At 55.4% G+C, this 23,284-nt stretch carries 25 protein-coding genes; 23 read left to right on the top strand and 2 right to left on the bottom strand.

The annotated features are described in order from the left end of the window. Positions 1-41 precede the first annotated feature (41 nt). Genes argH through ACXUPB_RS20625 form a run of 7 tightly spaced genes read left to right on the top strand, consistent with a single transcriptional unit; the run spans position 42 to position 6,160 of the window. Complete coding sequence (gene argH, locus ACXUPB_RS20655; RefSeq protein WP_336273435.1) at positions 42-1,445, top strand: argininosuccinate lyase; 1,404 nt, start codon at positions 42-44, stop codon at positions 1,443-1,445. After that, positions 1,442-1,570, top strand: coding sequence for an LPS translocon maturation chaperone LptM (gene lptM, locus ACXUPB_RS20650; protein ID WP_472954491.1), 129 nt, complete (start codon positions 1,442-1,444; stop codon positions 1,568-1,570). The genes argH and lptM overlap by 4 nt, the downstream gene beginning before the upstream one ends. A 35-nt stretch (positions 1,571-1,605) precedes the next feature. Continuing rightward, on the top strand, positions 1,606-2,877 hold the full coding sequence (gene lysA / locus ACXUPB_RS20645; RefSeq protein ID WP_472954489.1) for a diaminopimelate decarboxylase: 1,272 nt from the start codon (positions 1,606-1,608) through the stop codon (positions 2,875-2,877). Further along, the gene (gene dapF / locus ACXUPB_RS20640; RefSeq protein WP_336273438.1) at positions 2,877-3,710 is read left to right on the top strand and encodes a diaminopimelate epimerase; all 834 of its coding nucleotides are present in this window, start codon (positions 2,877-2,879) and stop codon (positions 3,708-3,710) included. The genes lysA and dapF overlap by 1 nt, the downstream gene beginning before the upstream one ends. A 16-nt stretch (positions 3,711-3,726) precedes the next feature. Beyond that, positions 3,727-4,437 (top strand): DUF484 family protein, encoded by a 711-nt coding sequence (locus ACXUPB_RS20635; RefSeq protein ID WP_008956508.1) that lies wholly within the window; start codon positions 3,727-3,729, stop codon positions 4,435-4,437. After that, positions 4,430-5,371, top strand: a complete 942-nt coding sequence (locus ACXUPB_RS20630) for a tyrosine recombinase XerC (protein ID WP_336273439.1) — start codon at positions 4,430-4,432, stop codon at positions 5,369-5,371. Before ACXUPB_RS20635 ends, ACXUPB_RS20630 begins: the two co-directional genes overlap by 8 nt. Before the next feature lie 15 nt (positions 5,372-5,386). Beyond that, the gene (locus ACXUPB_RS20625) at positions 5,387-6,160 is read left to right on the top strand and encodes an HAD family hydrolase (protein ID WP_336273440.1); all 774 of its coding nucleotides are present in this window, start codon (positions 5,387-5,389) and stop codon (positions 6,158-6,160) included. On the opposite strand, the gene yihA is transcribed toward ACXUPB_RS20625, so the two are convergent. After that, the gene (gene yihA / locus ACXUPB_RS20620) at positions 6,133-6,771 is read right to left on the bottom strand and encodes a ribosome biogenesis GTP-binding protein YihA/YsxC (RefSeq protein ID WP_008956511.1); all 639 of its coding nucleotides are present in this window, start codon (positions 6,769-6,771) and stop codon (positions 6,133-6,135) included. The genes ACXUPB_RS20625 and yihA overlap by 28 nt on opposite strands. A 405-nt stretch (positions 6,772-7,176) precedes the next feature. Between yihA and ACXUPB_RS20615 the strand changes: the two genes are divergently transcribed. From ACXUPB_RS20615 to dtd, 10 genes are all read left to right on the top strand, one after another. Continuing rightward, positions 7,177-7,806: a c-type cytochrome gene (locus ACXUPB_RS20615; protein ID WP_472954486.1), complete on the top strand. Its 630-nt coding sequence runs from the start codon at positions 7,177-7,179 to the stop codon at positions 7,804-7,806. A gap of 140 nt (positions 7,807-7,946) precedes the next feature. Continuing rightward, a complete protein-coding gene (locus tag ACXUPB_RS20610; protein WP_472956772.1) occupies positions 7,947-8,579 on the top strand; it encodes a thiol:disulfide interchange protein DsbA/DsbL in 633 nt (210 codons plus the stop codon). Between the two features lie 2 nt (positions 8,580-8,581). Beyond that, positions 8,582-9,418 (top strand): endonuclease/exonuclease/phosphatase family protein, encoded by an 837-nt coding sequence (locus ACXUPB_RS20605; protein WP_472954485.1) that lies wholly within the window; start codon positions 8,582-8,584, stop codon positions 9,416-9,418. A 118-nt stretch (positions 9,419-9,536) separates the two neighbouring features. Next, positions 9,537-10,097: a TRAP transporter small permease subunit gene (locus ACXUPB_RS20600; protein WP_472954483.1), complete on the top strand. Its 561-nt coding sequence runs from the start codon at positions 9,537-9,539 to the stop codon at positions 10,095-10,097. Next, positions 10,097-11,500, top strand: coding sequence for a TRAP transporter large permease (locus ACXUPB_RS20595; RefSeq protein ID WP_472954482.1), 1,404 nt, complete (start codon positions 10,097-10,099; stop codon positions 11,498-11,500). The genes ACXUPB_RS20600 and ACXUPB_RS20595 overlap by 1 nt, the downstream gene beginning before the upstream one ends. Before the next feature lie 201 nt (positions 11,501-11,701). Continuing rightward, a complete protein-coding gene (locus ACXUPB_RS20590) occupies positions 11,702-12,814 on the top strand; it encodes a TRAP transporter substrate-binding protein (protein ID WP_035554970.1) in 1,113 nt (370 codons plus the stop codon). Positions 12,815-12,951: 137 nt separating this feature from the next. After that, the gene (gene thiD, locus ACXUPB_RS20585; protein WP_472954480.1) at positions 12,952-13,782 is read left to right on the top strand and encodes a bifunctional hydroxymethylpyrimidine kinase/phosphomethylpyrimidine kinase; all 831 of its coding nucleotides are present in this window, start codon (positions 12,952-12,954) and stop codon (positions 13,780-13,782) included. A 127-nt stretch (positions 13,783-13,909) separates the two neighbouring features. Then, the gene (locus ACXUPB_RS20580; protein WP_179915035.1) at positions 13,910-14,755 is read left to right on the top strand and encodes a universal stress protein; all 846 of its coding nucleotides are present in this window, start codon (positions 13,910-13,912) and stop codon (positions 14,753-14,755) included. A gap of 122 nt (positions 14,756-14,877) precedes the next feature. Beyond that, positions 14,878-15,462 (top strand): chalcone isomerase family protein, encoded by a 585-nt coding sequence (locus ACXUPB_RS20575; RefSeq protein WP_472954479.1) that lies wholly within the window; start codon positions 14,878-14,880, stop codon positions 15,460-15,462. A gap of 44 nt (positions 15,463-15,506) precedes the next feature. Then, the gene (dtd, locus tag ACXUPB_RS20570; protein WP_472954477.1) at positions 15,507-15,944 is read left to right on the top strand and encodes a D-aminoacyl-tRNA deacylase; all 438 of its coding nucleotides are present in this window, start codon (positions 15,507-15,509) and stop codon (positions 15,942-15,944) included. A gap of 26 nt (positions 15,945-15,970) precedes the next feature. Here dtd and ACXUPB_RS20565 read toward each other — a convergent pair whose 3' ends face one another. Next, positions 15,971-17,947 (bottom strand): ATP-binding cassette domain-containing protein, encoded by a 1,977-nt coding sequence (locus ACXUPB_RS20565; protein WP_472954476.1) that lies wholly within the window; start codon positions 17,945-17,947, stop codon positions 15,971-15,973. A 29-nt stretch (positions 17,948-17,976) separates the two neighbouring features. On the opposite strand from ACXUPB_RS20565, the gene ACXUPB_RS20560 reads away from it, so the two are divergent. The 6 genes from ACXUPB_RS20560 to ACXUPB_RS20535 all read left to right on the top strand — a co-directional run bounded on the left by ACXUPB_RS20560 (position 17,977) and on the right by ACXUPB_RS20535 (position 23,281). Beyond that, the gene (locus ACXUPB_RS20560; protein ID WP_472954474.1) at positions 17,977-18,564 is read left to right on the top strand and encodes a TIGR02444 family protein; all 588 of its coding nucleotides are present in this window, start codon (positions 17,977-17,979) and stop codon (positions 18,562-18,564) included. A gap of 182 nt (positions 18,565-18,746) precedes the next feature. Next, positions 18,747-19,793, top strand: coding sequence for a TRAP transporter substrate-binding protein (locus ACXUPB_RS20555; protein WP_472954473.1), 1,047 nt, complete (start codon positions 18,747-18,749; stop codon positions 19,791-19,793). Between the two features lie 309 nt (positions 19,794-20,102). Then, positions 20,103-20,681 (top strand): TRAP transporter small permease, encoded by a 579-nt coding sequence (locus ACXUPB_RS20550; RefSeq protein WP_472954471.1) that lies wholly within the window; start codon positions 20,103-20,105, stop codon positions 20,679-20,681. A 30-nt stretch (positions 20,682-20,711) separates the two neighbouring features. After that, positions 20,712-21,995, top strand: a complete 1,284-nt coding sequence (locus ACXUPB_RS20545) for a TRAP transporter large permease (protein ID WP_472954468.1) — start codon at positions 20,712-20,714, stop codon at positions 21,993-21,995. A 21-nt stretch (positions 21,996-22,016) separates the two neighbouring features. Further along, complete coding sequence (locus ACXUPB_RS20540; protein WP_035554995.1) at positions 22,017-22,460, top strand: universal stress protein; 444 nt, start codon at positions 22,017-22,019, stop codon at positions 22,458-22,460. Between the two features lie 140 nt (positions 22,461-22,600). Beyond that, positions 22,601-23,281, top strand: coding sequence for an FKBP-type peptidyl-prolyl cis-trans isomerase N-terminal domain-containing protein (locus tag ACXUPB_RS20535; RefSeq protein ID WP_472954466.1), 681 nt, complete (start codon positions 22,601-22,603; stop codon positions 23,279-23,281). Positions 23,282-23,284: the final 3 nt, after the last annotated feature.

The raw sequence follows: 23,284 nt of genomic DNA, 5'->3' as shown, positions 1-23,284 counted from the left end.
CCGTAACGACTTTTACGTTTTGTCAGCAGGATATACCTTCGATGAGCCAAGCAACGAATCAGTCTTGGGGCGGTCGCTTTAGCGAGCCCACCGATGCCTTTGTCGCACGTTTCACCGCGTCTGTGACTTTCGACCAGCGCCTGGCGCGCCAGGATATTCAGGGCTCTATCGCCCACGCCACCATGTTAGCCCGTGTAGGCGTACTCACCGATGATGAACGCGACGCTATCATTAACGGCCTTAACGAGATTCAGGCCGAAATTGAGCGCGGCGAGTTTAACTGGTCGGTGCCGTTAGAAGATGTGCACATGAATATCGAGGCGCGGCTGACCGAAAAGATCGGTATTACCGGCAAAAAACTCCACACCGGTCGTTCGCGTAACGACCAAGTCGCCACCGATATTCGCCTGTTTATGCGCGATGAAATCGATGTTATCGAAGTGGAATTGAAGCGCCTGCGCGAAGGCATGATCGAATTGGCTGATCGTGAAGCCGAGACGATCATGCCCGGCTTTACCCACTTGCAAACCGCCCAGCCGGTTACCTTTGGGCACCATATTTTAGCCTGGCAAGAGATGCTGGCACGTGACCATGAGCGCCTGCTGGACTGCCGCAAGCGCGTTAATGTGATGCCGCTGGGCGCGGCCGCATTGGCTGGCACCACCTATCCGATTGATCGCCACGTGACCGCAGAGCTACTAGGCTTTGACCGCCCGTCAGAAAACTCTCTGGATGCCGTTTCAGACCGCGACTTTGCAATTGAATTTACCAGCTTTGCCAGCATTCTACTGATGCACCTGTCGCGCATGAGTGAGGAACTGGTGCTGTGGACCAGCGCCCAGTTCGACTTTATCGATCTACCTGACCGTTTCTGCACCGGCTCTTCGATCATGCCGCAGAAGAAGAACCCTGACGTGCCCGAGCTGGTGCGGGGCAAGACGGGCCGGGTATATGGTCACCTGATGTCGCTACTAACGCTGATGAAATCGCAGCCGTTGGCTTACAACAAAGACAACCAGGAAGATAAAGAACCGCTGTTCGATGCGGTGGATACCGTGCGCGACTGCTTAAAAGCCTTCGCCGACATGGTGCCCGCGATTGAGCCCAAAAAAGCCAGCATGTATGAAGCGGCACGGCGCGGATTCTCCACTGCGACGGATTTGGCTGACTATCTGGTGCGCAAAGGCGTGGCCTTCCGCGACGCTCATGAAATCGTTGGTCAGTCAGTAGCCTATGGCCTAAAAACCGAAAAAGATCTGTCTGAAATGAGCCTTGATGAGCTTAAGCAGTTCTCCGCTACCATCGAGCAGGATGTGTTCGAGGTACTTACCCTGGAAGGTTCGGTAGCTGCCCGCAACCACATTGGCGGCACCGCGCCAAACCAAGTGCGGGCTGCTGCCCAGCGAGCGCGTGAGGCACTCAGTGCTCTCAAGGCGGGCGCATGAAAACGTTGGCAATCTTGACCCTTACCACACTGCTGTTAACCGGGTTGGCAGGCTGTGGGCAAAAAGGGCCGCTGTATTTGCCGGACGATGCACCTGCTGATGAGCAGTCTAGTCAGGCGTCTTAATAGTCCGCTGCAGGCCAGGAGAAGGGGAGAGCATTATGGATCATTTTAATTACCGCGATGGCGTGCTGTATGCCGAAGACGTGCCGCTGTCGCGGATTGCCGACGAGCACGGCACGCCTTGCTACGTTTATTCAAAAGCGACCTTTGAGCGTCACTTTCGCGCTTACACTGAAGCGCTGGGTGGCCACCCGCACCTGATTTGTTATGCGGTGAAGGCGAATTCCAACCTGGCAGTACTGGGCCTTTTGGCCAAGCTCGGCGCGGGGTTTGATATTGTCTCTATCGGCGAACTTGAACGCGTGCTTAAAGCCGGTGGTGACCCGGCCAAGGTGGTATTTTCTGGCGTGGCCAAGCAAGCTCACGAAATGGCCCGAGCGCTGGAAGTGGGCATTAAGTGCTTTAACGTTGAATCGCGCCCGGAGCTTGAGCGCTTGAACCGCGTTGCCGGTGAGCTGGGAAAAATCGCGCCGGTCTCGCTACGAGTGAACCCGGATGTGGACGCGGGCACCCACCCGTATATCTCTACCGGTTTGAAAGACAACAAGTTCGGCATTCCGGTAGATGAAGCGCTGGATGTTTACGAACTAGCCGCGAGCCTGCCTAATTTGAAGGTGAAGGGGCTCGATTGTCACATTGGTTCTCAGCTTACTGAAACGGCACCCTTTCTGGATGCCCTTGATCGCTTGTTGATACTCATGGAGCGCCTGCGTGAACGCGGCATCGAAATAGAACATCTCGATTTAGGCGGCGGTTTGGGTGTGCCTTACCGCGATGAAAAACCGCCCCAGCCGTTCGATTACGCGAGCCAGCTGTTGGCACGGTTATCGCGCTGGGAAGGTGGCGAAGCGCTGACACTGTTGTTTGAGCCCGGCCGTTCCATCGCCGCCAATGCCGGTGTCATGCTCACTCGGGTAGAGTTTCTCAAGCCCGGCGAAACCAAAAACTTCGCCATTGTCGATGCCGCCATGAACGACTTGATTCGCCCGGCGCTGTATCAGGCGTGGCAGGCGATTGTGCCCGTCGATACCCGCGAAGTGCGCGAAAGCGCCCTTTACGATGTGGTTGGCCCGGTATGCGAAACGGGTGATTTTCTGGGCAAAGAGCGCGAGCTGGCAATTGCCGAAGGCGACCTGCTGGCGGTGCGTTCGGCGGGGGCTTACGGCTTTGTCATGGCGTCGAACTATAACAGCCGCCCTCGCGCCGCCGAGTTAATGGTCGATGGCGACAACTGCTACGTGGTACGTGCACGGGAAACTGTCGCCAGCCTGTGGGCGGGTGAGGCGCTGCTGCCCGAAGGGGAGCGCTGATGCTTTTACACTTCACCAAAATGCATGGTCTAGGCAATGACTTTGTCATGGTGGATCTAGTCACTCAGCGTGCCCGGCTGGATGAAGCGCAAATCCGCGCTCTGGCGGACCGGCGCTTTGGCATAGGCTTCGACCAGCTGTTGGTCGTGGAGCCGCCCCGTGATCCGGAAATGGATTTTCGCTACCGCATTTACAACGCCGATGGCAGTGAAGTGGAAAACTGTGGCAACGGGGCGCGCTGTTTTGCCCGTTTTGTGCGTGATCAGCGGCTGACTCATAAGCATGAAATCCATGTGGAAACTGCAGGCGGACCCTTGGTGCTGACCGTGCAGCACGACGGCATGGTGCGTGTGGATATGGGCCGCCCGCGGTTTAGTCCTTTGGCGCTGCCGTTCGATGCTCCAGGGGACCAACCACTGCACCGCTTAGAAGTGGGCGATGAAACACTACAGATCGGTGTGGTTTCCATGGGTAATCCTCATGCGGTGATTCAGGTCGACAATGTGGACACTGCGCCGGTCGAGCGCCTGGGGCCGTTGGTGGAGGCGCATCCTCGTTTTCCCAAGCGTGTTAACGTGGGCTTTATGCAGGTCGTCTCGCCCAGCGAAATCCGTCTGCGCGTGTATGAGCGCGGCAGTGGCGAAACGCTGGCTTGCGGTACCGGTGCTTGCGCCGCCGTGGCCAGCGGTATCCGTCAGGGGCTGCTGAAAAGTCCCGTGAAGGTTCATTTGCCCGGTGGAGAACTCAGCATTGAGTGGCCTGATCCTGAAGGGGCGCTAACGATGGTGGGACCGGCTACACGCGTCTTCGATGGCCGCGTAGCCATTAATTAATTCGAGGAGAACGGCGATGTCACAAGCCCCCGAACCCCGCAAAACGCTCGATCCTGATCAAGTGGCGTTCTGGCTGGCGCGTCATCCCGATTTTTTCGTCGGTCGCGAAGGGCTTCTGCAGCAATTGCAGGTGCCCCACCCGCATATCGACGGGGCGGTATCGCTGCTGGAACGCTTGGTCTTTGATCTACGCAAGCGCGCTGAAAACGCAGAAGGCCGCTTGGAGCACTTGCTGGAAACCGCTCGCCATAACGAGTCCCAATACCGTCGGTTGCGCGAAACGCTGATTGCGCTGGTGGAAGCGCAAGACCGCGATGCGCTGGCGCAAGCGTTGGCTACCCAGCTCAGCGAGCGCTTTGAAACGCCGGCCATGGCGCTATGGTGCCCGGCCACATTAAGCGACAGTGAGCCAACACCGCCTCAGCCTCCGCGCCATGTGTTGGATCAACACGCCAGCGCTCGGCTGGCAGCGCTGTTGGATGGCCGCACCAGCCGCTGCGTTAAGCTTAGCGTTAGCGATTGGAAGTGCCTGCTGCCTCACGTTAAAGCGCCGCGTAAAGCGGGCTCCTGTGCGATTTCTCGCCTATCCGCAGGCGACCCGCTCGGGTATCTATTGCTGGCAAGCCCCAGCCCGGATGCCTATCGAGCCAGCATGGACACACTCTTCACCGAGTACTTGGGCGATATCGTGGCACGGCTACTGGTGCGCCTGGGTGATCATGGTTGAGGCTCCCTTGGGTGAAGTGTCGGTTGCCAAGCACATTGACGGCTTTCTAGCCGCGCTGGCGTCCCATGCAAGCCCAGCAACGGTGGAGGCCTATCGGCATGATCTGGCCGCGCTGTGTGCCTTTACCGAGCGCCGCGAGGTGACGGACCCCGCGGCGTTAGATACCGCGCTGCTGCGGGCGTTTTTAGGGTCGGAGCGCAGCCGGGGCTTAGCGCCAAGAAGCCTTGCCCGGCGACGGGCGGCGCTTTCCAAATTTGCTGATTATTTGGTGAAACAGGGAGTGCTGGCCGATAACCCGGTGGGGTTGTTGCGTACGCCCAAACAGCCGAGCCATTTGCCTCGTCCAGTGGATGTTGACGCCCTGGCGCGCTTTCTCGATACCCCTCACGACGGCTCGCCGCTAGGCGTGCGGGACCAGGCTATCCTTGAGCTGTTTTACTCCAGCGGCCTGCGTCTGGCAGAGCTTGCGGCCCTTGAGCTTGGCGATTTGCAAAACAGCCGGGTAAGGGTGATCGGCAAAGGCGGTAAACCACGTCAAGTGCCGGTAGGGCGGCGCGCCCAGCAAGCGCTGGTGGAGTGGCTGGGCTGTCGCTCCGCGCTCGCATCGGTGGATGAATTGGCGCTGTTTGTGGGGCAGCGTGGCACGCGTCTAGGCCATCGGGCCATTCAAAAACGCTTAGCGCAGCTGTCGATTGCCCGCGGCTTGCCGGAGCACTTGCACCCGCACCGTTTGCGCCACTCCTTTGCTAGCCACCTGCTTGAGTCGAGCCAGGATCTGCGCGCGGTGCAGGAACTGTTGGGCCACGCTAACCTGTCGACCACGCAAATCTATACCCGGCTTGACTGGCAGCATCTTGCAACCAGCTACGATGCGGCGCATCCCCGGGCTAAAAGAAGCCCCAGTCCCAGAAACGGCGAAAACAGAAACCAATAGCCCCAGGAGCAAACCATGACAAAATTGAAGGCCATTACCTTCGATTTAGACGACACGCTGTGGGACAACCATGGCGTGATGGCGCGTACCGAAGAGGGGCACTACCGCTGGCTATTGGAGGCGCTTGAGGCTTGGCGAGCGGCACGCCAGGAACCAGCCCTAACATTGACCCAAGAAGGCGGCCGGGAGGATTACCTTCAGCGTCGTCAACAGTTAGCCAAAGAGGTGCCCGAACGGCGCGGTGACTTTACTTGGCTGCGTATGCGCGCCCTGGAAGCGCAGTTAGAAGCGGAAGGCCTGACCCGCAGTGCCGCTTTGTTGTGGGCGGCAGCGGCGATGAATGAGTTCCATCGCCTGCGCGTGCAAGTCACGCCACACCCAGAGGCGGCCGGTTTACTGGCGGTGTTAACCGAGCGTTATCAGCTAGCAGCCATCACGAATGGCAATATTCATTTGGCGCGCCAGCCATTGGCCGCCTATTTTCCAGTGGCCATCGCAGCTGGCGAGTTGTTAGCGCCTAAACCTGATCCCACGCCGTTTCTGACGGCGCTTGCGCGCTTGAACGTGGCCCCCGAACACGCCATGCACGTAGGCGATTCATGGCAGGAAGATGTATTACCCGCCCAGCAGCTGGGTATGCATGCCGTGTGGATTTCCGCGCTGGAAGATCAACCACTTCCCCCGCGGGTACACCGTATTGCTCATATTAAAGAGCTGCCCCGCGTGCTTGAGATGTTAGAAAAGGCGAGCTTAGAAACGCCTCATTCAGGCGGTGTGTATAGCCACTGATTGAGTTTCTGAGATAGTGTATCGACGCCGTCACGCTTGAGCGAAGAGAAGAGCTGTACAGAGACCAAGTCTTCCCACTCCTTCAAGCGCGAACGAACTTTCTGCAACGAAGCGCTGGCGGGCCCTTTTTTAAGCTTGTCCGCTTTAGTCAGCAGAATATGCACCGGCATCTCGCGCTGGTCGGCATAATTAAGCATCATCTGATCGAACTCAGTGAGCGGGTGGCGCACGTCCATTAGCAGTACTAAGCCGCGTAGACTAAAGCGGTTGCGTAGGTATTCTGCTAAGTGCTTTTGCCACTCTAGCTTGACCGATTCTGGAACCTTGGCGTAGCCGTAGCCGGGCAGGTCGACCAAGCGCAGCGATTCATCGTTCATGACACTGAAGAAGTTAATCAACTGAGTGCGCCCCGGTGTACGCGACGTGCGCGCCAACGCATTTTGTTGTGTTAAGGCGTTGATAGCACTTGATTTGCCCGCGTTAGAGCGCCCGGCAAAAGCTACTTCAGCGCCGGTATCATCTGGGCACAAAGCCAAGGTAGGCGCGCTGATAATAAAACTTGCCGTCGGGTAGTTCAGCCGAGGGACTGGGCTATCGTGGGGGGTAGTCATGGACTTAATCCTGAAAAACGAACATAAAAGCGGCCTACTCAACGCACTATCATCAATGTGCTCATCAATGCGCTATCATCAACGCACTATCAACCCATTATGGCTTCTTCAGCGCGTAAAGTAGAACGCTTGGTAGCGACGCATAATAGAGAAATGAGAGCAGGACTGCGACGAATTACCCCTAAAGCAGACCAGGACTTGCATTCCCGCCGCTGGGGTGATTCGTTATAATGCAAGCGGTTTATATCTGCGACCTGGGGCGCTAGTGTACCATCGCCCTCTAGCCGGCAGCGACCAACGCGACACGTTGTTCGTTTTGGCGGAGCTAACCCTGGTAATTTGTGGAGCCTGGGAAGCGCCCAGGGTGCGTACCAGTCAAACATAAAACGGCATAGTGGAAGAGCAATGAGAAAGTTACTGGCAAGCCTGGCAATTACCATGGGCGCCGTTGGCGCTGCCCACGCTCAAATGGACTATCAAGCCGATGCGGACGCATCTGCTGGTCAAGAAATGTCCCAAGTCTGCGCCGCCTGTCATGGGCAGCAGGGTATTAGCCCTTCAGGCGCGTTTCCTAACCTGGCTGGGCAGCAAATGTCTTACCTGGCCAAGCAGATTATGGATATCCGCGACGGTGATCGTGTGGTGCCTCAAATGGCGGGCATCGTGGATGACTACTCTGACCAAGACGCCTGGGATGCTGCGGCCTACTTTGCGGAACAAGACGCTAACTTGGGCCAAACCAACGACGAAGACGCTGAATTATTGGCGCGCGGCGAAGAGATTTACCGTGCTGGCGATATGGCTAAGGGTATCCCCGCCTGTTCAGCCTGTCACACGCCGACCGGGGTAGGTATCGGCAGTGCCGTGTATCCTGGCCTTTCCGGGCAGCATGCTCAATATACGGTTTCTACGCTGCAGGCATTTGCGTCCGGCGATCGCACCAATGACCCCAATAATATTATGGGCGATATTGCTTCCAAAATGAGTGACAGGGATATGGAAGCAGTGGCGAATTACGTATTAGGACTGAATTAAGGCTGCAAAATTTTATACCTCCTTGTGCCGTTTGGTTCCCTCATTTGTCTATGTGCTTGAAATGAGGGAACCCGCTAATATAACCACGGTCTTAGTCCTCGCTTACCCATGGAGAGATTTATACGATGTTTAAAACGACAATGTTTAAAACGCTAATGGTTACGATGGCCGGTCTAGGTTTTTCTGCGCTAGTGAGTGCCCAGGATGTGGTTGAAGGCCAGCACTATGAAGTGCTTGAGTCCCCGGTAGAAACCCACGCTGAGGACGGGCAAATTGCAGTTACTGAAGTGTTCTGGTTTGGGTGCCCGCACTGTTACCGGCTACAAACACCGGTTAATGAGTGGTACGAGACGCTGGAAGACGACGTTAGCGTAGAACATATGCCAGCTACCATGGGCGGCGACTGGAATACCCACGCTACCGCTTTCTACGCGGCTGAGTCGCTGGGTATTGAAGAGGAGCTACACGCCGATTTTTTTAATGCTATCCATCAGGAAAATCAGTCGCTCACTGAGTCCGATGAGATTGCCGCTTTTTTCGCTAACTATGGTGTCAGCGAAGAAGAGGCCAAAAAAGCGCTGACCGACTTTAGTGTTCGTAGCGATGTCAATGAAGCCAACAACCGTATGCGTGAGATGAAGTTGATGGGTGTGCCCGCGCTGTTGATTGACGGTCGCTACGTTGTTTCGCCGAGTTCAGCCGGTAGCCTGGAAAATATGCCGAAAATTGCTGATGCGCTGGTCGAGCAGGTGCGTGCAGAGCGCGCAGAATAACCGTGTTGCGTGAAGCGAGAGAGCGTGATGAGGCAGTACCCAGTAGCCATCGTCCGGTGCTGTTGGAAGAGGGCCATCTGCGGCTGTTAACGTTTAACCTGCAGGTGGGTATCCAGACGTCAGCGTATCATCACTATCTCACGCGCAGCTGGCAGCACTTATTGCCGCATCCGCGTCGTCAGCAGCGGCTGGACATGATGGGCGAAGTGCTGAGTAAGTTCGACATAGTTGGGCTACAAGAAGTTGATGGCGGCAGCTTTCGCTCCAGCCGCGTTAACCAAGTGGAGTATCTCGCTACCAAAGCGGGATTTCCGCACCATGTTCAGCAGTTAAACCGCAACCTGGGGCGTATTGCCCAGCACAGCAATGGGTTACTGTCGCGCTTGGTACCTAGTCAGGTCGTTGAGCACCGCTTACCGGGCGCAATGCCTGGCCGAGGCGCCATTCATGCCCGCTTTGGCGAGGGGCCGGATGCCCTGCATATTTTTGTTGCTCACTTGGCGCTTAGCCACCGTGGTCGTGTCCGTCAGCTTAACTATTTAAGTGAGATTATCCGGCCACTGAACCATGTGGTGGTGATGGGTGACTTGAATTGCACGCCTGACCAGCTGCATGCTCACGAACGTTTTAGTTTGTCGCTGCCCCTGCACCCGGTTAAACCCCTTTTCAGCTATCCTTCCTGGCAACCGCGCCATGCGCTGGATCATATTCTGTTGTCGCAATCGCTAGAGGTCGCGGAAGTACACGTGCTGGATCACCTGTTCTCTGATCACCTGCCGATAGCAGTCAATCTTCCGCTGCCAGAGGCCTGTTTAGCGGCTATTCGCTCAAGCGTTTAGGCTAAGTATTTAGGCCAACAAGATCGCCTTTGTCGCCTGTGGGCGCTGCATTGTCCGCGTATATGCGCTATTGTCTGGGGCGCTGACTCCCCTTAGTCGTTTTACGCGAGACACTTCCATGTCGGACACAACACAACTACCTGTATTTATTGGTGCGCTGGACCGCGCTTCAGAGTGGTTCGGGCGTACCCTTGCGTGGCTGATCATCATTATGATGTTGATTCAGTTTGCGATTGTACTGCTTCGTTATATGTTCAGTATCAACAGCATTTTCATGCAAGAACTAGTGATGTACATGCACGCTAGTGTCTTCATGCTTGCCGCTGCCTATACCTTTCGCCACGACGGCCACGTGCGAGTGGATATCTTCTATCGAGGCATGACCCCGCGCCGCCAGGCGTTAATCAATGTTGTGGGTATTATCACGCTTTTGATTCCCGTGATGGTCTTTATCATCGCTTCCAGCCTGGGCTACGTGGCCAACTCCTGGCGCATTCTGGAAACCTCCCCCGACTACGGTGGTATTCCGGCCGTCTACGCACTGAAAACCTTAATACCGCTGTTTGCCGTGCTGATGATCGTGCAAGGCGTGATTGAGATTGTGCGCAACGGCTACGTGATGGCCGGGCGAATAGTGCCTTCTGCCACGGGTGGCAATCATCTCGAGGAGCGAGTTTGATGCTGGAATTCATGCCGATTATTTTATTTGCCGTTATATGTATTGTGCTGATGTTCGGTTTTCCCGTGGCGCTTTCACTGGCGGGCACGGCGCTGCTGTTCGCAGGCATGGGCCTGGGTCTGGAAGCAATAGGTATCGATGCCAACTTTGATAGTGGCTATCTCGCCGCCTTGCCCAATCGGCTCTACGGCATTATGACCAACCAAACACTGTTGGCGGTGCCACTGTTTGTGTTGATGGGCGTGTTGCTGGAAAAATCCAAAGTGGCTGAGACGCTGCTGGATGCCATGGCCCTGCTGTTTGGCGCTATGCGCGGTGGCTTGGGTATTTCGGTGACCCTGGTGGGCATGCTAATGGCTGCCTCTACCGGTATTGTGGGGGCCACGGTGGTCACTATGGGGTTGATGTCGCTACCCACCATGCTAAAGCGTGGTTACAGCACGTCGCTTGCGACCGGCACTATTTGTGCCACCGGCACGCTAGGGCAGATTATTCCGCCCTCCATTGCCCTGGTACTGCTGGGTGACGTGCTGTCATCGGCGTATCAGCAAGCGCAGCTGGATATGGGGATCTTCAGCCCTAAAACGGTCTCCGTGGGCGACCTGTTTATGGGCGCGCTGGTGCCTGGGCTACTGCTGGTCGTGATGTATATGATCTATGTGGCCATGGTGGCGTGGTTGCGCCCGCATATGGCCCCTGCTGCTGACCGCGAAGAGTTAATGGCCGAGCTTGGCCATACCTCAGGGATTGGCATGTTGCTGCTCAAAGGCTTGGTGCCGCCCGTTGTGCTGATTGTGGCGGTGTTGGGGTCGATCCTAAGCGGCTTTGCCACACCGACTGAAGCCTCCGCGGTAGGCGCCTTTGGCGCCCTGGTACTGGCACTGGCTTACCGTCAGCTCGACTGGGCGACCCTAAAAGACGTGCTGCGCTCTACCACTCACGTCACCACCATGGTGTTTCTGATCTTGATCGGCGCAGCGCTGTTTTCGCTGGTGTTCCGAGCCTATGGCGGTGAGCACATGGTCACCGAGCTGTTCGAGGGCATGCCTGGCGGCGTGGTGGGCGCAACGATTATCGTCATGCTGGTGATCTTCCTGCTCGGCTTTATTCTCGACTTTATCGAAATCACTTTCGTGGTGGTGCCGATTGTCGGGCCAATTCTGCTTGCCATGGGGCTTGACCCGATTTGGCTGGGCATCATGATTGCTATCAATCTGCAGACATCGTTCTTAACGCCGCCGTTTGGTTTCGCGCTTTTTTACTTGCGCGGTGTCGCGCCGCCGTCGGTGTCGACGTCGGCTATTTACCGTGGCGTTATCCCATTTATTCTGATGCAGTTGGGTATGCTGCTCATGCTTAGCTTCTTCCCGCAGTTGGCAACCTGGCTTCCCTCGCAGTTCTAGTCAACAAGAGGTAAGTTGAAAAGCATTGCTGTGATCAACGCAGTTATCAACGAATATATGTGGCAACCTAACTAAAAAGCAGCAACGAGCCATTAGTGTCTTATAGCAAATAATGGACTGTAGCAAACCGCCTAGCGTTCTACGCTAGGCGGGGTATTCCCTACTCATAATAGTAATAATAGAAAGTAAGAGGGTTATTGTATGAAAGCCAAAACACTCCCAGTCGCCATCGCGATGACGACTGCTCTCTCCGCCAGTTTGCTGGTGGTTTCTAGCTTCGATAATCACGCCCAGGCGCAAGAGGACGAGTTCCGCTGGAAAATGGTCACCTCCTGGCCAAAGAATTTCCCAGGTGTTGGCCAGGGTCCAGAGCGTCTATCGCAGCTGGTCGACGAAATGTCGGATGGCCGTCTGACCATTGAAGTCTTCGGTGCTGGCCAGTTGGTGCCGGGGTTTGAGGTGTTTGACGCTGTTTCTGACGGTACCGCTGAGCTAGGCCACTCCGCCTCCTACTACTGGAAGGGCAAAGCGCCTGCCGCACAGTTCTTCGCCGCCGTGCCGTTTGGGATGAATGCTCAAGAGATGAACGCCTGGCTAAGCTATGGCGGCGGTATGGAGCTGTGGAACGAGCTCTACGATGACTTCGGCGTTGACGTCATGGTGGCGGGTGCCTCAGGCGTGCAGATGGGCGGCTGGTACAACAAAGAGATCAACTCGGTTGACGATCTCGACGGACTGAAAATGCGCATGCCGGGCCTGGGCGGCGAAGTAATGAGCCGTATGGGTGTAGCGATTGTGAACATGCCGGGCGGCGAGATCTTTACTTCGTTGCAATCTGGTGCGATTGACGCAACAGAGTGGATTGGCCCTTACAACGATCTGGCGTTTGGCCTGCACCAAGCCGCCGATTATTATTACTATCCAGGCTGGCACGAGCCGACGGTCATGTTTGAGGCAATCGTTAACGAAGAAGCTTTCGCGGAGCTGCCAGCGGATTTGCAGGCGATCTTGCGTACCGCTATTAGCGACATTAATCAGAGCGTACTGGATGAGTACACCGCGCGGAACAACGATGCGCTGGAAACTCTGGTGAATGAGCACGATGTTGAGCTACGCCGCATTCCCGACGACGTACTGGCCCAGGCGCGTGAGCACTCGCAAGATGTGGTTGCCGAGTTAGCGGAATCGAGCGAATTAGCTACGCGTATCTATGACTCCTATCAGGCGTTCCAAGAGAAGGTCGAGGATTACCACGCCATCTCCGAGCAGGCGTACTACAACGCCCGCAACCCGGAAGGTGACACCGCGCAATAGTTTGCCGGTGCTTGACGCACACTAACGAGCCGCCTTCGGGCGGCTTTTGTGTGCTTGGCATGTACGTTTCGGCAGCATAAGGTGCGCAGCTTGGGTATCCTAGGAGCACAGTGACGTTTTTGCCGTGAAGGAGCCCCATGTCTACCCATTCCCGTCTTCGCAATGTGCTTACCATCGCCGGCTCCGATCCTTCGGGGGGCGCCGGGCTGCAGGGGGATCTGAAAACCTTTTCAGCTCTCGGCGTTTACGGCACCAACGTGATTACCGCGGTAATTGCCCAGAACACCTGCGGGGTGGCCTCGGTGTATCCCGTCTCGCCCCAGGCCATTCGCGAGCAGTTGGAACACCTGCTGGATGATGTAGCGCTGGACGCAGTCAAGATTGGTATGGTGGCCAGCCGTGAAGTTGCCGAGGTGATCGCCGATGTGCTGCGTCAACGCCGCCCACGCTGGATCGTGCTTGACCCGGTGATGGTCGCCAAGAGCGGGGATATTCTGGTCGACGACGCCGGTATTCGTGCAGTGCGCGATATTTTGGTGCCGCTTGCTGATGTAATCACGCCTAATCTGCCCGAGGCCGCGGTACTGCTTGATTCGCCATCGCCCACTACTCTTGATGAAATGGAGGCGATGCTGCCTGGGTTAACGCAGTTAGGTGCCCCTTACGTGGTACTGAAAGGCGGCCATCTGCGCGGGGAAACTTGCCCGGATCTGCTGGCAACCCCCAACGGCCATGAGTGGTTGCCCGCCTCGCGCATCGGTACCGACAATTTGCACGGTACCGGTTGCGCGCTATCTTCGGCGATTGCCGCCTGTCTGGCGAAGTTACCCGTGGATGCCGACGCGGATGCCCCGGTAAGTGCCATCAGCGATGCCAAACAGTGGCTACATGCGGCCCTTGAGGCGAGCGTACGCTTGAATGTGGGTAAAGGACGCGGCCCAGTGCATCATTTTCACGCTTGGTGGTGATCAAGTGTACTGCTTTGAAGCATTTGGGTGGCAGTTAGCTTGCGAGAATGGATATTGCGCACCATGATAAAGAGTGTTTGCTTAACGGCTTGTAAGGCTGAGCTGCTCAGCCGAGGAGCGTTTCGCCATGCCTCGCACTATTCTGTTTGCCACCGATCTTTCCGCTGATAATCGCGCTGCTTTTGCTCGGGCGCTACGGTTGGCCTATGCCCAGGGCGTTCAGCTCGACGTGCTGCACGTGTTGGACCCTTACCTACCCAGGCGAGTACTACTAGATGTTGAGAGCGCGGTAGTGGAAGACATCACCACTATGTTGACGGATCTACGCGAAGACTACGCCCTAGAGGCACCGAAAACGTTGATCCAAACCGTGACCGGCTCGCCTCACGTTGAAATCGTCCGCGAAGCCCATGAGCGTAACGCCGAGCTGATTGTGCTGGGCATGCATCGCAAGCGTGGGCAAAAAGACCTGCTGGCGGGTACCACCACCATGCGCGTGCTGCGCAGTGCGCCATGTCCTGTGGTGGTCTCTTCTCACCAGCCGACCCAGCCCTGGCAACATATCCTGGTGCCTATCGATTTTTCGCTAACGGCGCGACATACCTTGAAAGAGGCGCTAATCCGCTTTCCTGAAGCGGCGCTCACCCTGCTGCACGCCTGGACACTGCCCGGCGAACGTGAACTGGGTTCGCAGGCCTATTACGCCCATTGGCGTGAACATGAAGTGCAGCGACTGCGCGAGCAGTTGAGTAACGAAGTCGATAGCCTGATGCGCGAGTTAGACGGGGTGCCCGATGTTGAGTTGGTGCTAGAGCAAGGCACACCCTGCGATGTGCTGCAGGCATATATGAAACGCCACTCGCCCGATCTCGTGATGATCGGCAGTCGTGGGCAGCCCCATCACACCAGTTTGCTAACCGAGATGCTGCTGAGTGAACCGCACTGCGATTTAATGCTCTGCCGCGCTTGGTAAGCGGGCACTATTTATTCAACAGAGTACGGGTCATTCAATAGTGTACGGGCAGTAATAAATATTGTACGGAACCTTTATTTGACGCAACGGTATGTATAGTTGTGCTGCCAGGAGGAGGTTCTATGCCCACATGCTTATTAGGCGCTAGGCGCGCCGTACAAATATCATTGCTGTTAACTGGCCTATTGCTAATGCATTGGGCGATGGCCAGCAGTGTGACTGAGAAAGGCGAAGCTTTTGAGCGCACGGTAGAGGAGCACGGCCAGCGCTATAGCCTTATCGGTAGCGGTGTGTTTCGTTACATGATTTGGACTGTCTACGCGGGCGCCTATTACCAAGCGGCAGGTGAAACGCAGCCGCAGCCGTTGGATGACCTGCCACGGCGCCTGGAACTTGCCTATTTTCACGCCATCGACGCCCCGGACTTCGCCGAAGCCACCACTGAAAGCCTTAAGAAGAGCCTCACTGACTATGAGTATTCGCAGCTAGAAGCGGATATTAACGCTTTTAATCAAAGCTATCAGGACGTCGAGCCGCAAGATCGTTATGTGTTGAGTTGGGACGGCGCTGCTTTGCGCCTGGCGCTCAATGGCGAAACGCTATTTGAGGGCGGTAACGCAGAATTGGCCAGCGCCATGTTTGGTATCTGGCTGGGCGAGCGCCCTCTGAATGACGACTTCCGCAATGCGCTGCTAGGGAAAAACTAACAAGCGGTCGTTATAATGGCCGTTTGTCAGTTCGGAGAAGCTTTGTGAAGGCACTCATTCAGCGCGTTAAGCGCGCCAGCGTGGAAGTGGAAGGCAACATCGTCGGGAGTATCGACCACGGGCTGTTGGCTCTGGTAGGGGTGGAAAAACACGATGACGCGGCCAGCGTGGAAAAGCTGCTGCACAAACTCCTCCACTACCGGGTATTCAGCGATGCAGACGGCAAGATGAATCACAACCTGCAGCAGGTGAACGGTGGGTTGCTGCTTGTCTCCCAGTTCACCCTGGCGGCGGATACCCATAAAGGGCTACGGCCCAGCTTCTCCAGCGCCGCTCCGCCAGCCCACGGTGAAGCGCTATTCAATTTGCTGGTTACCCAGACCCGCGTTGCCTGGCCGCACGTGGCGACCGGTGAATTTGGCGCCAATATGCAGGTGGCGCTTATCAACGATGGCCCGGTGACGTTTTTGTTGGAAAGCTAGCCCGGTTCTGGAGTACTCGTTTTTTGCTAGCTAGCCGTCTCTTCGCTGGCGAGAAGCTCTGCTTCCATTGTCTCCAGCGCCTCTTCGGCGCTCAGCCACTGTCTTTCTGACTCATCCAGACGCGCTTTAATCTCCGCTTGCTGACCAAGTGTCTTAGTCAGTTCGGCTTTGCGGCTGCTGTCGGTGTATAGCTCTGGGTCTGCCAGCACTTGCTCTACCTTATCGAGTTCCTGCTGGGCCTTTTCCATCGCCTTTTCCGCCTGGTCACGCTGCTTTTTGAGCGGGCGCAGCTTCTCACGCAGCTCGGCGGCCGCTTTACGTGATGCCTTGCGTGCTTCACGGCTGTCGCCGCTGGGCTGCTGGTTCTGGCGCTCGGCTTTTTCACCGCGGGAATCCCGGCGGCTCTCTTCTAGGCGTGCTTTGAGCCAAACCCGGTAATCTTCTAAATCGCCGTCGAAAGGCTCAACGCGGTTATCCGCCACCTTCCAAAACTCATCGACCGTTGCGCGCAGCAGGTGACGGTCGTGGGAAACCAGAATTACCGTGCCTTCGAAGCTTGCCAGCGCCTGGGTCAGCGCTTCGCGCATCTCTAAGTCCAGGTGGTTGGTGGGCTCATCGAGCAGTAGTAGGTTGGGTTTTTGCCAAGCGACCAGCGCCAGCGCCAGGCGAGCTTTTTCACCGCCTGAGTAGTTGGCGACTGTGCCGAAGGCGTCGTCGCCCTTAAAACCAAAGCCGCCCAGAAAGTTGCGGATCTCCTGGTCGCTGGCGGTAGGCGAGAGACGCTGCACGTGCACAAAGGGCGTCGATGATACGTCCAGGCTCTCAAGCTGATGCTGAGCAAAGTAGCCAATCGCCAAGTGCTCGCCGGGCACGCGCTTGCCGTTAAGTAGCTCGAGTTCGCCGGTGAGTGATTTAATTAGCGTCGACTTCCCCGCCCCGTTAGGGCCGAGTAGGCCAATGCGACTGCCGGGCAGCAGGGTAACGTTGACCTTGTCCAACTGAATGTTGTCGTCACTGCCGTCGCCCTTTTTACCGCGATAGCCAAGCGTGGCCTGGTCGAGCACCAGTAGAGGGTGCGAGGTTTTGTCGGCGGCGGGTAGCGTGAAGTGGAAAGGGGAGTCCACATGGGCGACGGCGATATCTTCCATGCGCTCGAGCATTTTGACTCGGCTTTGCGCCTGCTTCGCCTTTGTCGCCTGGGCTTTAAAGCGGGCGATAAAGCGCTCGATCTCCTCTCGGCGGGCCTGCTGCTTGGCGGCTTCGGCTTGCTGCAAGGCGAGCTTTTCGGCGCGGGTGCGCTCAAACTGGGAGTAGTTGCCGCGGTAAAGCTCCAGGGTTTGGTGGTGCATATGCACGATGTGGTCGCACACCGCATCTAAAAAGTCGCGGTCGTGGGAAATCAGCAGCAGCGTGCCCGGGTAGCGGGTCAGCCACTGCTCCAGCCATAGCAGGGCGTCTAGATCCAGGTGGTTGGTGGGCTCATCCAGCAATAGTAGGTCAGAAGGCATAAATAGCGTACGGGCGAGGTTGACCCGCATCCGCCAGCCGCCGGAAAACGCCGAGAGTGGGCGGGTGAGATCGGTCTGTACAAAGCCCAGCCCAACCAGCAGTTGCGCTGCCCGCGATTCCGCGCGGTAGCCATCAAGAGTTTCGATCAAGCCGTGCAGCTCGGCTTCACGATGGGCTTCACCGGCTTCGCGGGCGGCCAGCAACTCGGCTTCTGCTTGGCGTAGCGCTACATCACCATCAAGTACATACTCAATAATGGGGCGATCAAGGGCGTCAACTTCCTGGGCCATATGCGCGATGCGCTGGCCACCGCTCATCTCGACATCACCTTGGTCAGGAGCAATCTCGCCCAGCAGCAGTTTAAACAGGCTCGATTTACCGGCGCCGTTTGCCCCGATAATACCCGCCTTCACCCCGTTATTAAGGGTAACGTCTGCATTGTCGAGTAGCGTTTGCGTGCCGCGTTGCAGGGCGACTTGGCGCAGTGCGATCATGCTTTCTCCCGAAAAAAGTGGGTCATACGATGCAAAATTCTATTGCGCTTGATTCTACCCGATTGCAGCGCCTACAGCAGGCACCGTTATGGGAATTTGCGCTGGCGCTTTACGCCAAACCTGGTGTTGAGACTGCTTGCCTGACGCTCCAAGAGGAGGCTAAGCTGGATGTTTGCGAGCTACTATTCCATTGCTGGCTCTACTCATATGGTTTAGAAGCGATCCCGCGTGCGGCTGCTCGCCAGCGCGAGCAGCGTCGTCAATGGCAGAGCAGTGTAACAGCAGTTTTGCGTGGTTTACGCCGCGATTTAAAAGCCTCGGCAGCGTCTAGTGACTCTGTGGCAGCGCTGCGGGAAACCATTAAGCAGGCGGAACTAATGGCCGAGCGTGAGAACCTTCAACGTTGGCAAGAATGGGTTTTAGAAGCGCATAGTGATGAGCAACGTGTAATTAATATCGTCGAAATGCCGCAAGATTCGGCTAAATGGCTGCGAAATCAGCTGTTTTTTAGCAAACCTAATATCCACTCGGAGAGTGGCTTAAATACCGCGCCGGCACTATGTCAGGCGCTACAAACGCTTACTTGTCAGCTTGACCCTCATCAAGGAGCGCGCTAGCCTGAATTTAAGCTGATTTTAAAATACCTAGCGTTATTCGTTGGCTAACACAATAAAAGCAGCGCCATTGTCTGTTAGCGAACGCTGAATAGCGGATAACAGTGTCGTGTTGAGATACGCGTGGATTATCTAGGTTCTTGCGCACTTATATAGCGCGCTTACCACTGAAAGGGGAACACCGTATGAAGGCAAGCAAACCCGTATTTAATCGTTCTTTCACCACCAAATTAGTCACATCGGCAAGCGTGGGTGCACTATTGATGGGCATGACCGCTGTCGCGCAAGCGGACAACTGGCGCTACGCTCATGAAGAGTATGAAGGCGACGTACAGGATGTCTTTGCCTATGCTTTTAAAGAGCATATCGAAGAGAACTCCGATCACACGGTTCAGGTTTACCGCTTTGGTGAGCTGGGCGAGTCTGATGACATCATGGAGCAGACTCAGAACGGTATTCTTCAGTTTGTGAACCAGTCGCCTGGCTTTACCGGTGCGCTCATTCCTGAAGCACAAATCTTCTTTATTCCTTACCTGCTGCCGACCGACGAAGAGACCGTACTAACGTTCTTCGATGAAAGTAAGGCTATCAACGAGATGTTCCCGGAGCTTTATGCCGAGCAAGGTTTAGAGCTGCTGAAGATGTATCCGGAAGGCGAAATGGTCGTGACCACCGACGAGCCGATTAGCTCGCCGGAAGATATGAATAATAAGAAAATCCGTACCATGACCAACCCGCTGCTGTCGGAGACCTACGACGCCTTTGGGGCAACGCCTACGCCGTTGCCGTGGGGTGAAGTCTACGGTGGTCTGCAAACCGGTATCATCGATGGTCAAGAGAACCCGATTTTCTGGATCGAGTCTGGCGGTTTGTACGAAGTGTCTCCGCACCTGACGTTTACCGGTCACGGCTGGTTCACCACAGCGATGATGGCCAACCAGGACTTCTACGAAGGTTTGCCTGAAGAAGATCAAGAGCTAGTGCAGGAAGCCTCGCAAGCGGCGTATGACCACACTATTGAACATATCAAAGGCTTGGCTGAAGAGTCGCTAGCGAAGATTCAGGAAGCGTCTGATGAAGTGACGGTGACACGTCTCGACGAAGAGCAAATTCAAGCTTTCCGTGATCGTGCTCCGCAGGTTGAAGAGGCCTTCCTGGAAATGACCGGTGAAGGTGGTGCAGAGCTACTTGAGCAGTTTAAAGCTGACCTTGAAGCCGTAACCAACGAGTAATCATCCTCAAAGCCGTATTGGCGAACGGTTGATTAATCAAGGGGCAGCATAGGCTGCCCCTTTTTATTTTGTGGCGATAAGGCAGAGGCTACTCGGGGTAGGTTTTTACCACGTTACCGTCGGGTTACGTACATCTAGCGTTGAACCATCGGCAGCGGCATGCCGTTACGCTAGAGTTAACTCCTCGCCTTGGCACGAGCTGAGTTCGGACCAGATAGGTTCGGATTACATAGGATGGAATAACGCTGTGTTTATTGTGCCTACGGCAGGTAACTGTTGCCGTTAGAGCCGTTCAAAAGGAGTCCGGCCATGACCGATGAAGAGATGGAAAAGAGTTACCACTCCGGCTTGCCGGGGATACTTGGCGTGATCGACACTGCAATTAGCAAAATAGAAGCCGTGATTCTCGCGATGGGTGTTTTGCTAATGGCGCTGAATACGGTCACCAACGTGGTTGCCCGCTTCGTATTTGGCAACAGCATCATGTTTTCCGGTGAACTAAACCGCATTTTGATCATTATGATTACCTTTGCGGGTATTGGCTATGCAGCCCGTCATGGTCGTCATATTCGCATGTCGGCTATCTATGATGCGCTGCCGGTAGGTGGGCGCAGAGTGCTAATGATCTGCATCTCGCTGTTCACATCGCTAGTGATGTTTTTCCTGCTCTACTATTCGATCGTTTATATCCTCGATCTGTATGGCAAAGGTCGCGTATTGCCCTCCATGGGTTTACCGATCTGGATTATCTACCTTTGGGTGCCGATGGGCTTTTTAATCACCGGTATTCAATACTTGCTGACCGCGGTTAAAAACTTCACTTCCCACGATGTCTATCTCTCGACGGGCGTGGTGGATGGATATAAAGACACGGAAACTGAAGTCTAATGCGGGGCAATGCACCCTAGGGGAACAGCTATGACGACAATAATGGTCACCACCATGATTGCCCTGCTGCTGCTGGGCTTTCCAATGATGATTCCGCTGATTACCGCTGCGGTAATCGGCTTCTATATGATGTTTAACGGCTTCGGCCAGATGGATACGCTGATCCAGCAGATGATGGCGGGTATACGCCCAGCCTCACTCATTGCTGTGCCCATGTTTATCCTTGCCGCCGACATCATGACCCGCGGTCAGTCCGCTAACCGATTGATTGATATGGTCATGTCGTTTATTGGTCATGTTAAAGGGGGCCTAGCGGTGAGCACGGCGGCTTCATGTACGCTGTTTGGTGCTGTATCTGGTTCTACCCAGGCCACCGTGGTCGCTGTCGGTTCGCCGCTGCGTCCTAAAATGCTTAAAGCGGGCTATTCGGACTCTTTCACACTGGCGCTGATCATCAATGCCAGTGATATTGCGTTTTTGATTCCGCCCAGTATCGGCATGATTATTTACGGGGTTATCTCGGGTACCTCTATCGGCGAGCTGTTTATTGCCGGGATTGGGCCAGGTGTAATGATCCTTTTGATGTTTTCGGCCTACAGCGTTATTTATGCCATCGTAAAAGACGTGCCTACCGAGCCAAAGTCGAGCTGGAAAGAGCGTGCTGTAGCGGTTCAACAAGCGCTGTGGCCATTAGGTTTCCCGGTCATTATCGTGGGCGGTATTTATGGTGGTATTTTTAGCCCTACAGAGGCCGCCGCCGCCTGCGTACTGTATGCCGTTTTGCTAGAGTTTGTGGTCTTCCGTTCGCTCAAAATGAACGACATCTACGCCATCGCTAAATCAACTGGGTTGATTACTGCCGTGGTGTTTATTCTGGTGGCGGTGGGTAATGGCTTCTCGTGGATTATCTCGTTTGCTCAGATTCCGCAAATGATCCTGGAGGCGGTGGGGGTCAATGATGCGGGCCCGACCGGGGTATTGATTGCTATCTGTATCTCCTTCTTTGTGGCCTGTATGTTTGTCGACCCGATCGTGGTCATTCTAGTGCTAACGCCCATTTTCGCACCCGCCATTGCGGCAACGGGCCTGGATCCTGTGCTGGTAGGTATTTTGATTACCCTGCAGGTGGCGATAGGTTCGGCAACCCCGCCCTTTGGGTGCGATATTTTCACCGCTATTGCGATTTTCAAGCGCCCCTATTGGGATGTAATCAAAGGCACGCCGCCGTTTATTTTCATGCTCATTCTAGCAGCCGCTCTGCTGATCATGTTCCCGCAAATTGCGCTGTTCCTGCGCGATGTTGCCTTCCGCTAAACAGCCACAAGGAGTACGCGAATGTTTAATCGCATATTAGTCCCGGTGGATGGCTCAAAAGGCGCCTTAAGGGCGCTGGAGAAGGCGGTAGGCTTGCAGATGCTAACCGGCGCTGAGCTTTATCTGCTGTGCGTGTTTAAACACCACAGCCTGTTGGAAGCCTCACTCTCTATGGTGCGGCCCAATCAGTTGGATATTCCTGACGATGCGTTAAAAGAGTACGCCACCGAGATCGCTATACATGCGAAAGCGCATGCTATTGAGCTGGGCGCTGATGACTCCCGCGTGCGTGCCTTTGTAAAAGGCGGGCGCCCCTCGCGAATTATTGTGCGTTTCGCCCGTAAACGAGAGTGCGATCTGATCGTGATTGGCGCCCAGGGCACCAACGGCGAAAAGAATCCGCTGCTGGGCAGTGTCTCTCAGCGGGTTGCTGGCGCCGCTCACTGTCCTACGTTGGTCGTCTAAATCAGTTAAACCTCTTGCTTGCTTTATGGTCTTATTAACACCCACCGCCCTAAAGATGCAGCTTGGGGCGGTGGGTGTTAATCTTTAAGTGACCCAGATAGGCGTTCGGTGCCGCTATATAAAAGATAAAAGGATCTTTCATGAAACTACTGCTCTCTACCACGGCTTTGACAGGTTTGCTTTTGGTCGCCCCTTTTGCAGCGGCAGCGCCCGAAACCGATGAACAGCGTTTGGCTTACAGCCTGGGTGTCACTCTGGGTGAAAGCATGCAGGCCGATATCAAAGACCTCGACTTGGATGCGTTTCACGACGGTATGAGTGACGTGTTTGAAGGTAATGATTTAGCGCTTAGTGAAGAAGAGATGACTGAAGCGTTGATGGCGTTCCAAGAGCAATCAATGCAAGCACGTGAAGCCGAAGCTGAAGAGATGGCGCAGAACAATCTCGAAGAGGGCGAAGCTTTCCTGGCTGAAAACGCCGAGCGTGAAGAAGTGACAGTGACGGACTCTGGCCTTCAGTATGAAGTGCTTGAATCTGGTGATGGTGCCACGCCTGGCCCTGAAGATACCGTCGAAGTGAACTATGAAGGCATGCTGCTGGATGGCACCGTTTTCGATAGCTCTTTTGAGCGCGGTGAATCCGTCAGTTTCCAAACCAACCAAGTGATCGAAGGTTGGCAGGAAGCGCTGCAGATGATGAGCGTTGGCGATAGCTGGATGCTATACATCCCTGCGGATATTGCTTATGGCGAGAATGGCCAAGGGCCAATTGGACCCAATGAAGTACTGACCTTTCGCGTTGAACTGTTAGGCGTCGAATAAACG

Source organism: Vreelandella sp. DA03-1M (assembly GCF_055725665.1).
Note: the sequence above shows the minus strand (reverse complement) of the source record. Positions and strands in the feature narration are given on the sequence as shown.

What these genes read in the sequence shown, in the direction of transcription:
- ACXUPB_RS20600 (WP_472954483.1), top strand. Translation starts at nt 9,537, where the DNA reads ATGTCGGACACAACACAACTACCTGTATTTATTGGTGCGCTGGACCGC.
- ACXUPB_RS20580 (WP_179915035.1), top strand. Translation starts at nt 13,910, where the DNA reads ATGCCTCGCACTATTCTGTTTGCCACCGATCTTTCCGCTGATAATCGC.
- ACXUPB_RS20635 (WP_008956508.1), top strand. Translation starts at nt 3,727, where the DNA reads ATGTCACAAGCCCCCGAACCCCGCAAAACGCTCGATCCTGATCAAGTG.
- yihA (WP_008956511.1), bottom strand. Translation starts at nt 6,771, where the DNA reads ATGACTACCCCCCACGATAGCCCAGTCCCTCGGCTGAACTACCCGACG.
- ACXUPB_RS20625 (WP_336273440.1), top strand. Translation starts at nt 5,387, where the DNA reads ATGACAAAATTGAAGGCCATTACCTTCGATTTAGACGACACGCTGTGG.
- ACXUPB_RS20565 (WP_472954476.1), bottom strand. Translation starts at nt 17,947, where the DNA reads ATGATCGCACTGCGCCAAGTCGCCCTGCAACGCGGCACGCAAACGCTA.
- ACXUPB_RS20560 (WP_472954474.1), top strand. Translation starts at nt 17,977, where the DNA reads ATGCAAAATTCTATTGCGCTTGATTCTACCCGATTGCAGCGCCTACAG.
- ACXUPB_RS20555 (WP_472954473.1), top strand. Translation starts at nt 18,747, where the DNA reads ATGAAGGCAAGCAAACCCGTATTTAATCGTTCTTTCACCACCAAATTA.
- ACXUPB_RS20545 (WP_472954468.1), top strand. Translation starts at nt 20,712, where the DNA reads ATGACGACAATAATGGTCACCACCATGATTGCCCTGCTGCTGCTGGGC.
- ACXUPB_RS20630 (WP_336273439.1), top strand. Translation starts at nt 4,430, where the DNA reads ATGGTTGAGGCTCCCTTGGGTGAAGTGTCGGTTGCCAAGCACATTGAC.
- ACXUPB_RS20590 (WP_035554970.1), top strand. Translation starts at nt 11,702, where the DNA reads ATGAAAGCCAAAACACTCCCAGTCGCCATCGCGATGACGACTGCTCTC.
- ACXUPB_RS20550 (WP_472954471.1), top strand. Translation starts at nt 20,103, where the DNA reads ATGACCGATGAAGAGATGGAAAAGAGTTACCACTCCGGCTTGCCGGGG.
- ACXUPB_RS20615 (WP_472954486.1), top strand. Translation starts at nt 7,177, where the DNA reads ATGAGAAAGTTACTGGCAAGCCTGGCAATTACCATGGGCGCCGTTGGC.
- ACXUPB_RS20610 (WP_472956772.1), top strand. Translation starts at nt 7,947, where the DNA reads ATGTTTAAAACGCTAATGGTTACGATGGCCGGTCTAGGTTTTTCTGCG.
- lysA (WP_472954489.1), top strand. Translation starts at nt 1,606, where the DNA reads ATGGATCATTTTAATTACCGCGATGGCGTGCTGTATGCCGAAGACGTG.
- ACXUPB_RS20575 (WP_472954479.1), top strand. Translation starts at nt 14,878, where the DNA reads ATGCCCACATGCTTATTAGGCGCTAGGCGCGCCGTACAAATATCATTG.
- dapF (WP_336273438.1), top strand. Translation starts at nt 2,877, where the DNA reads ATGCTTTTACACTTCACCAAAATGCATGGTCTAGGCAATGACTTTGTC.
- ACXUPB_RS20535 (WP_472954466.1), top strand. Translation starts at nt 22,601, where the DNA reads ATGAAACTACTGCTCTCTACCACGGCTTTGACAGGTTTGCTTTTGGTC.
- thiD (WP_472954480.1), top strand. Translation starts at nt 12,952, where the DNA reads ATGTCTACCCATTCCCGTCTTCGCAATGTGCTTACCATCGCCGGCTCC.
- ACXUPB_RS20595 (WP_472954482.1), top strand. Translation starts at nt 10,097, where the DNA reads ATGCTGGAATTCATGCCGATTATTTTATTTGCCGTTATATGTATTGTG.
- argH (WP_336273435.1), top strand. Translation starts at nt 42, where the DNA reads ATGAGCCAAGCAACGAATCAGTCTTGGGGCGGTCGCTTTAGCGAGCCC.
- ACXUPB_RS20540 (WP_035554995.1), top strand. Translation starts at nt 22,017, where the DNA reads ATGTTTAATCGCATATTAGTCCCGGTGGATGGCTCAAAAGGCGCCTTA.
- lptM (WP_472954491.1), top strand. Translation starts at nt 1,442, where the DNA reads ATGAAAACGTTGGCAATCTTGACCCTTACCACACTGCTGTTAACCGGG.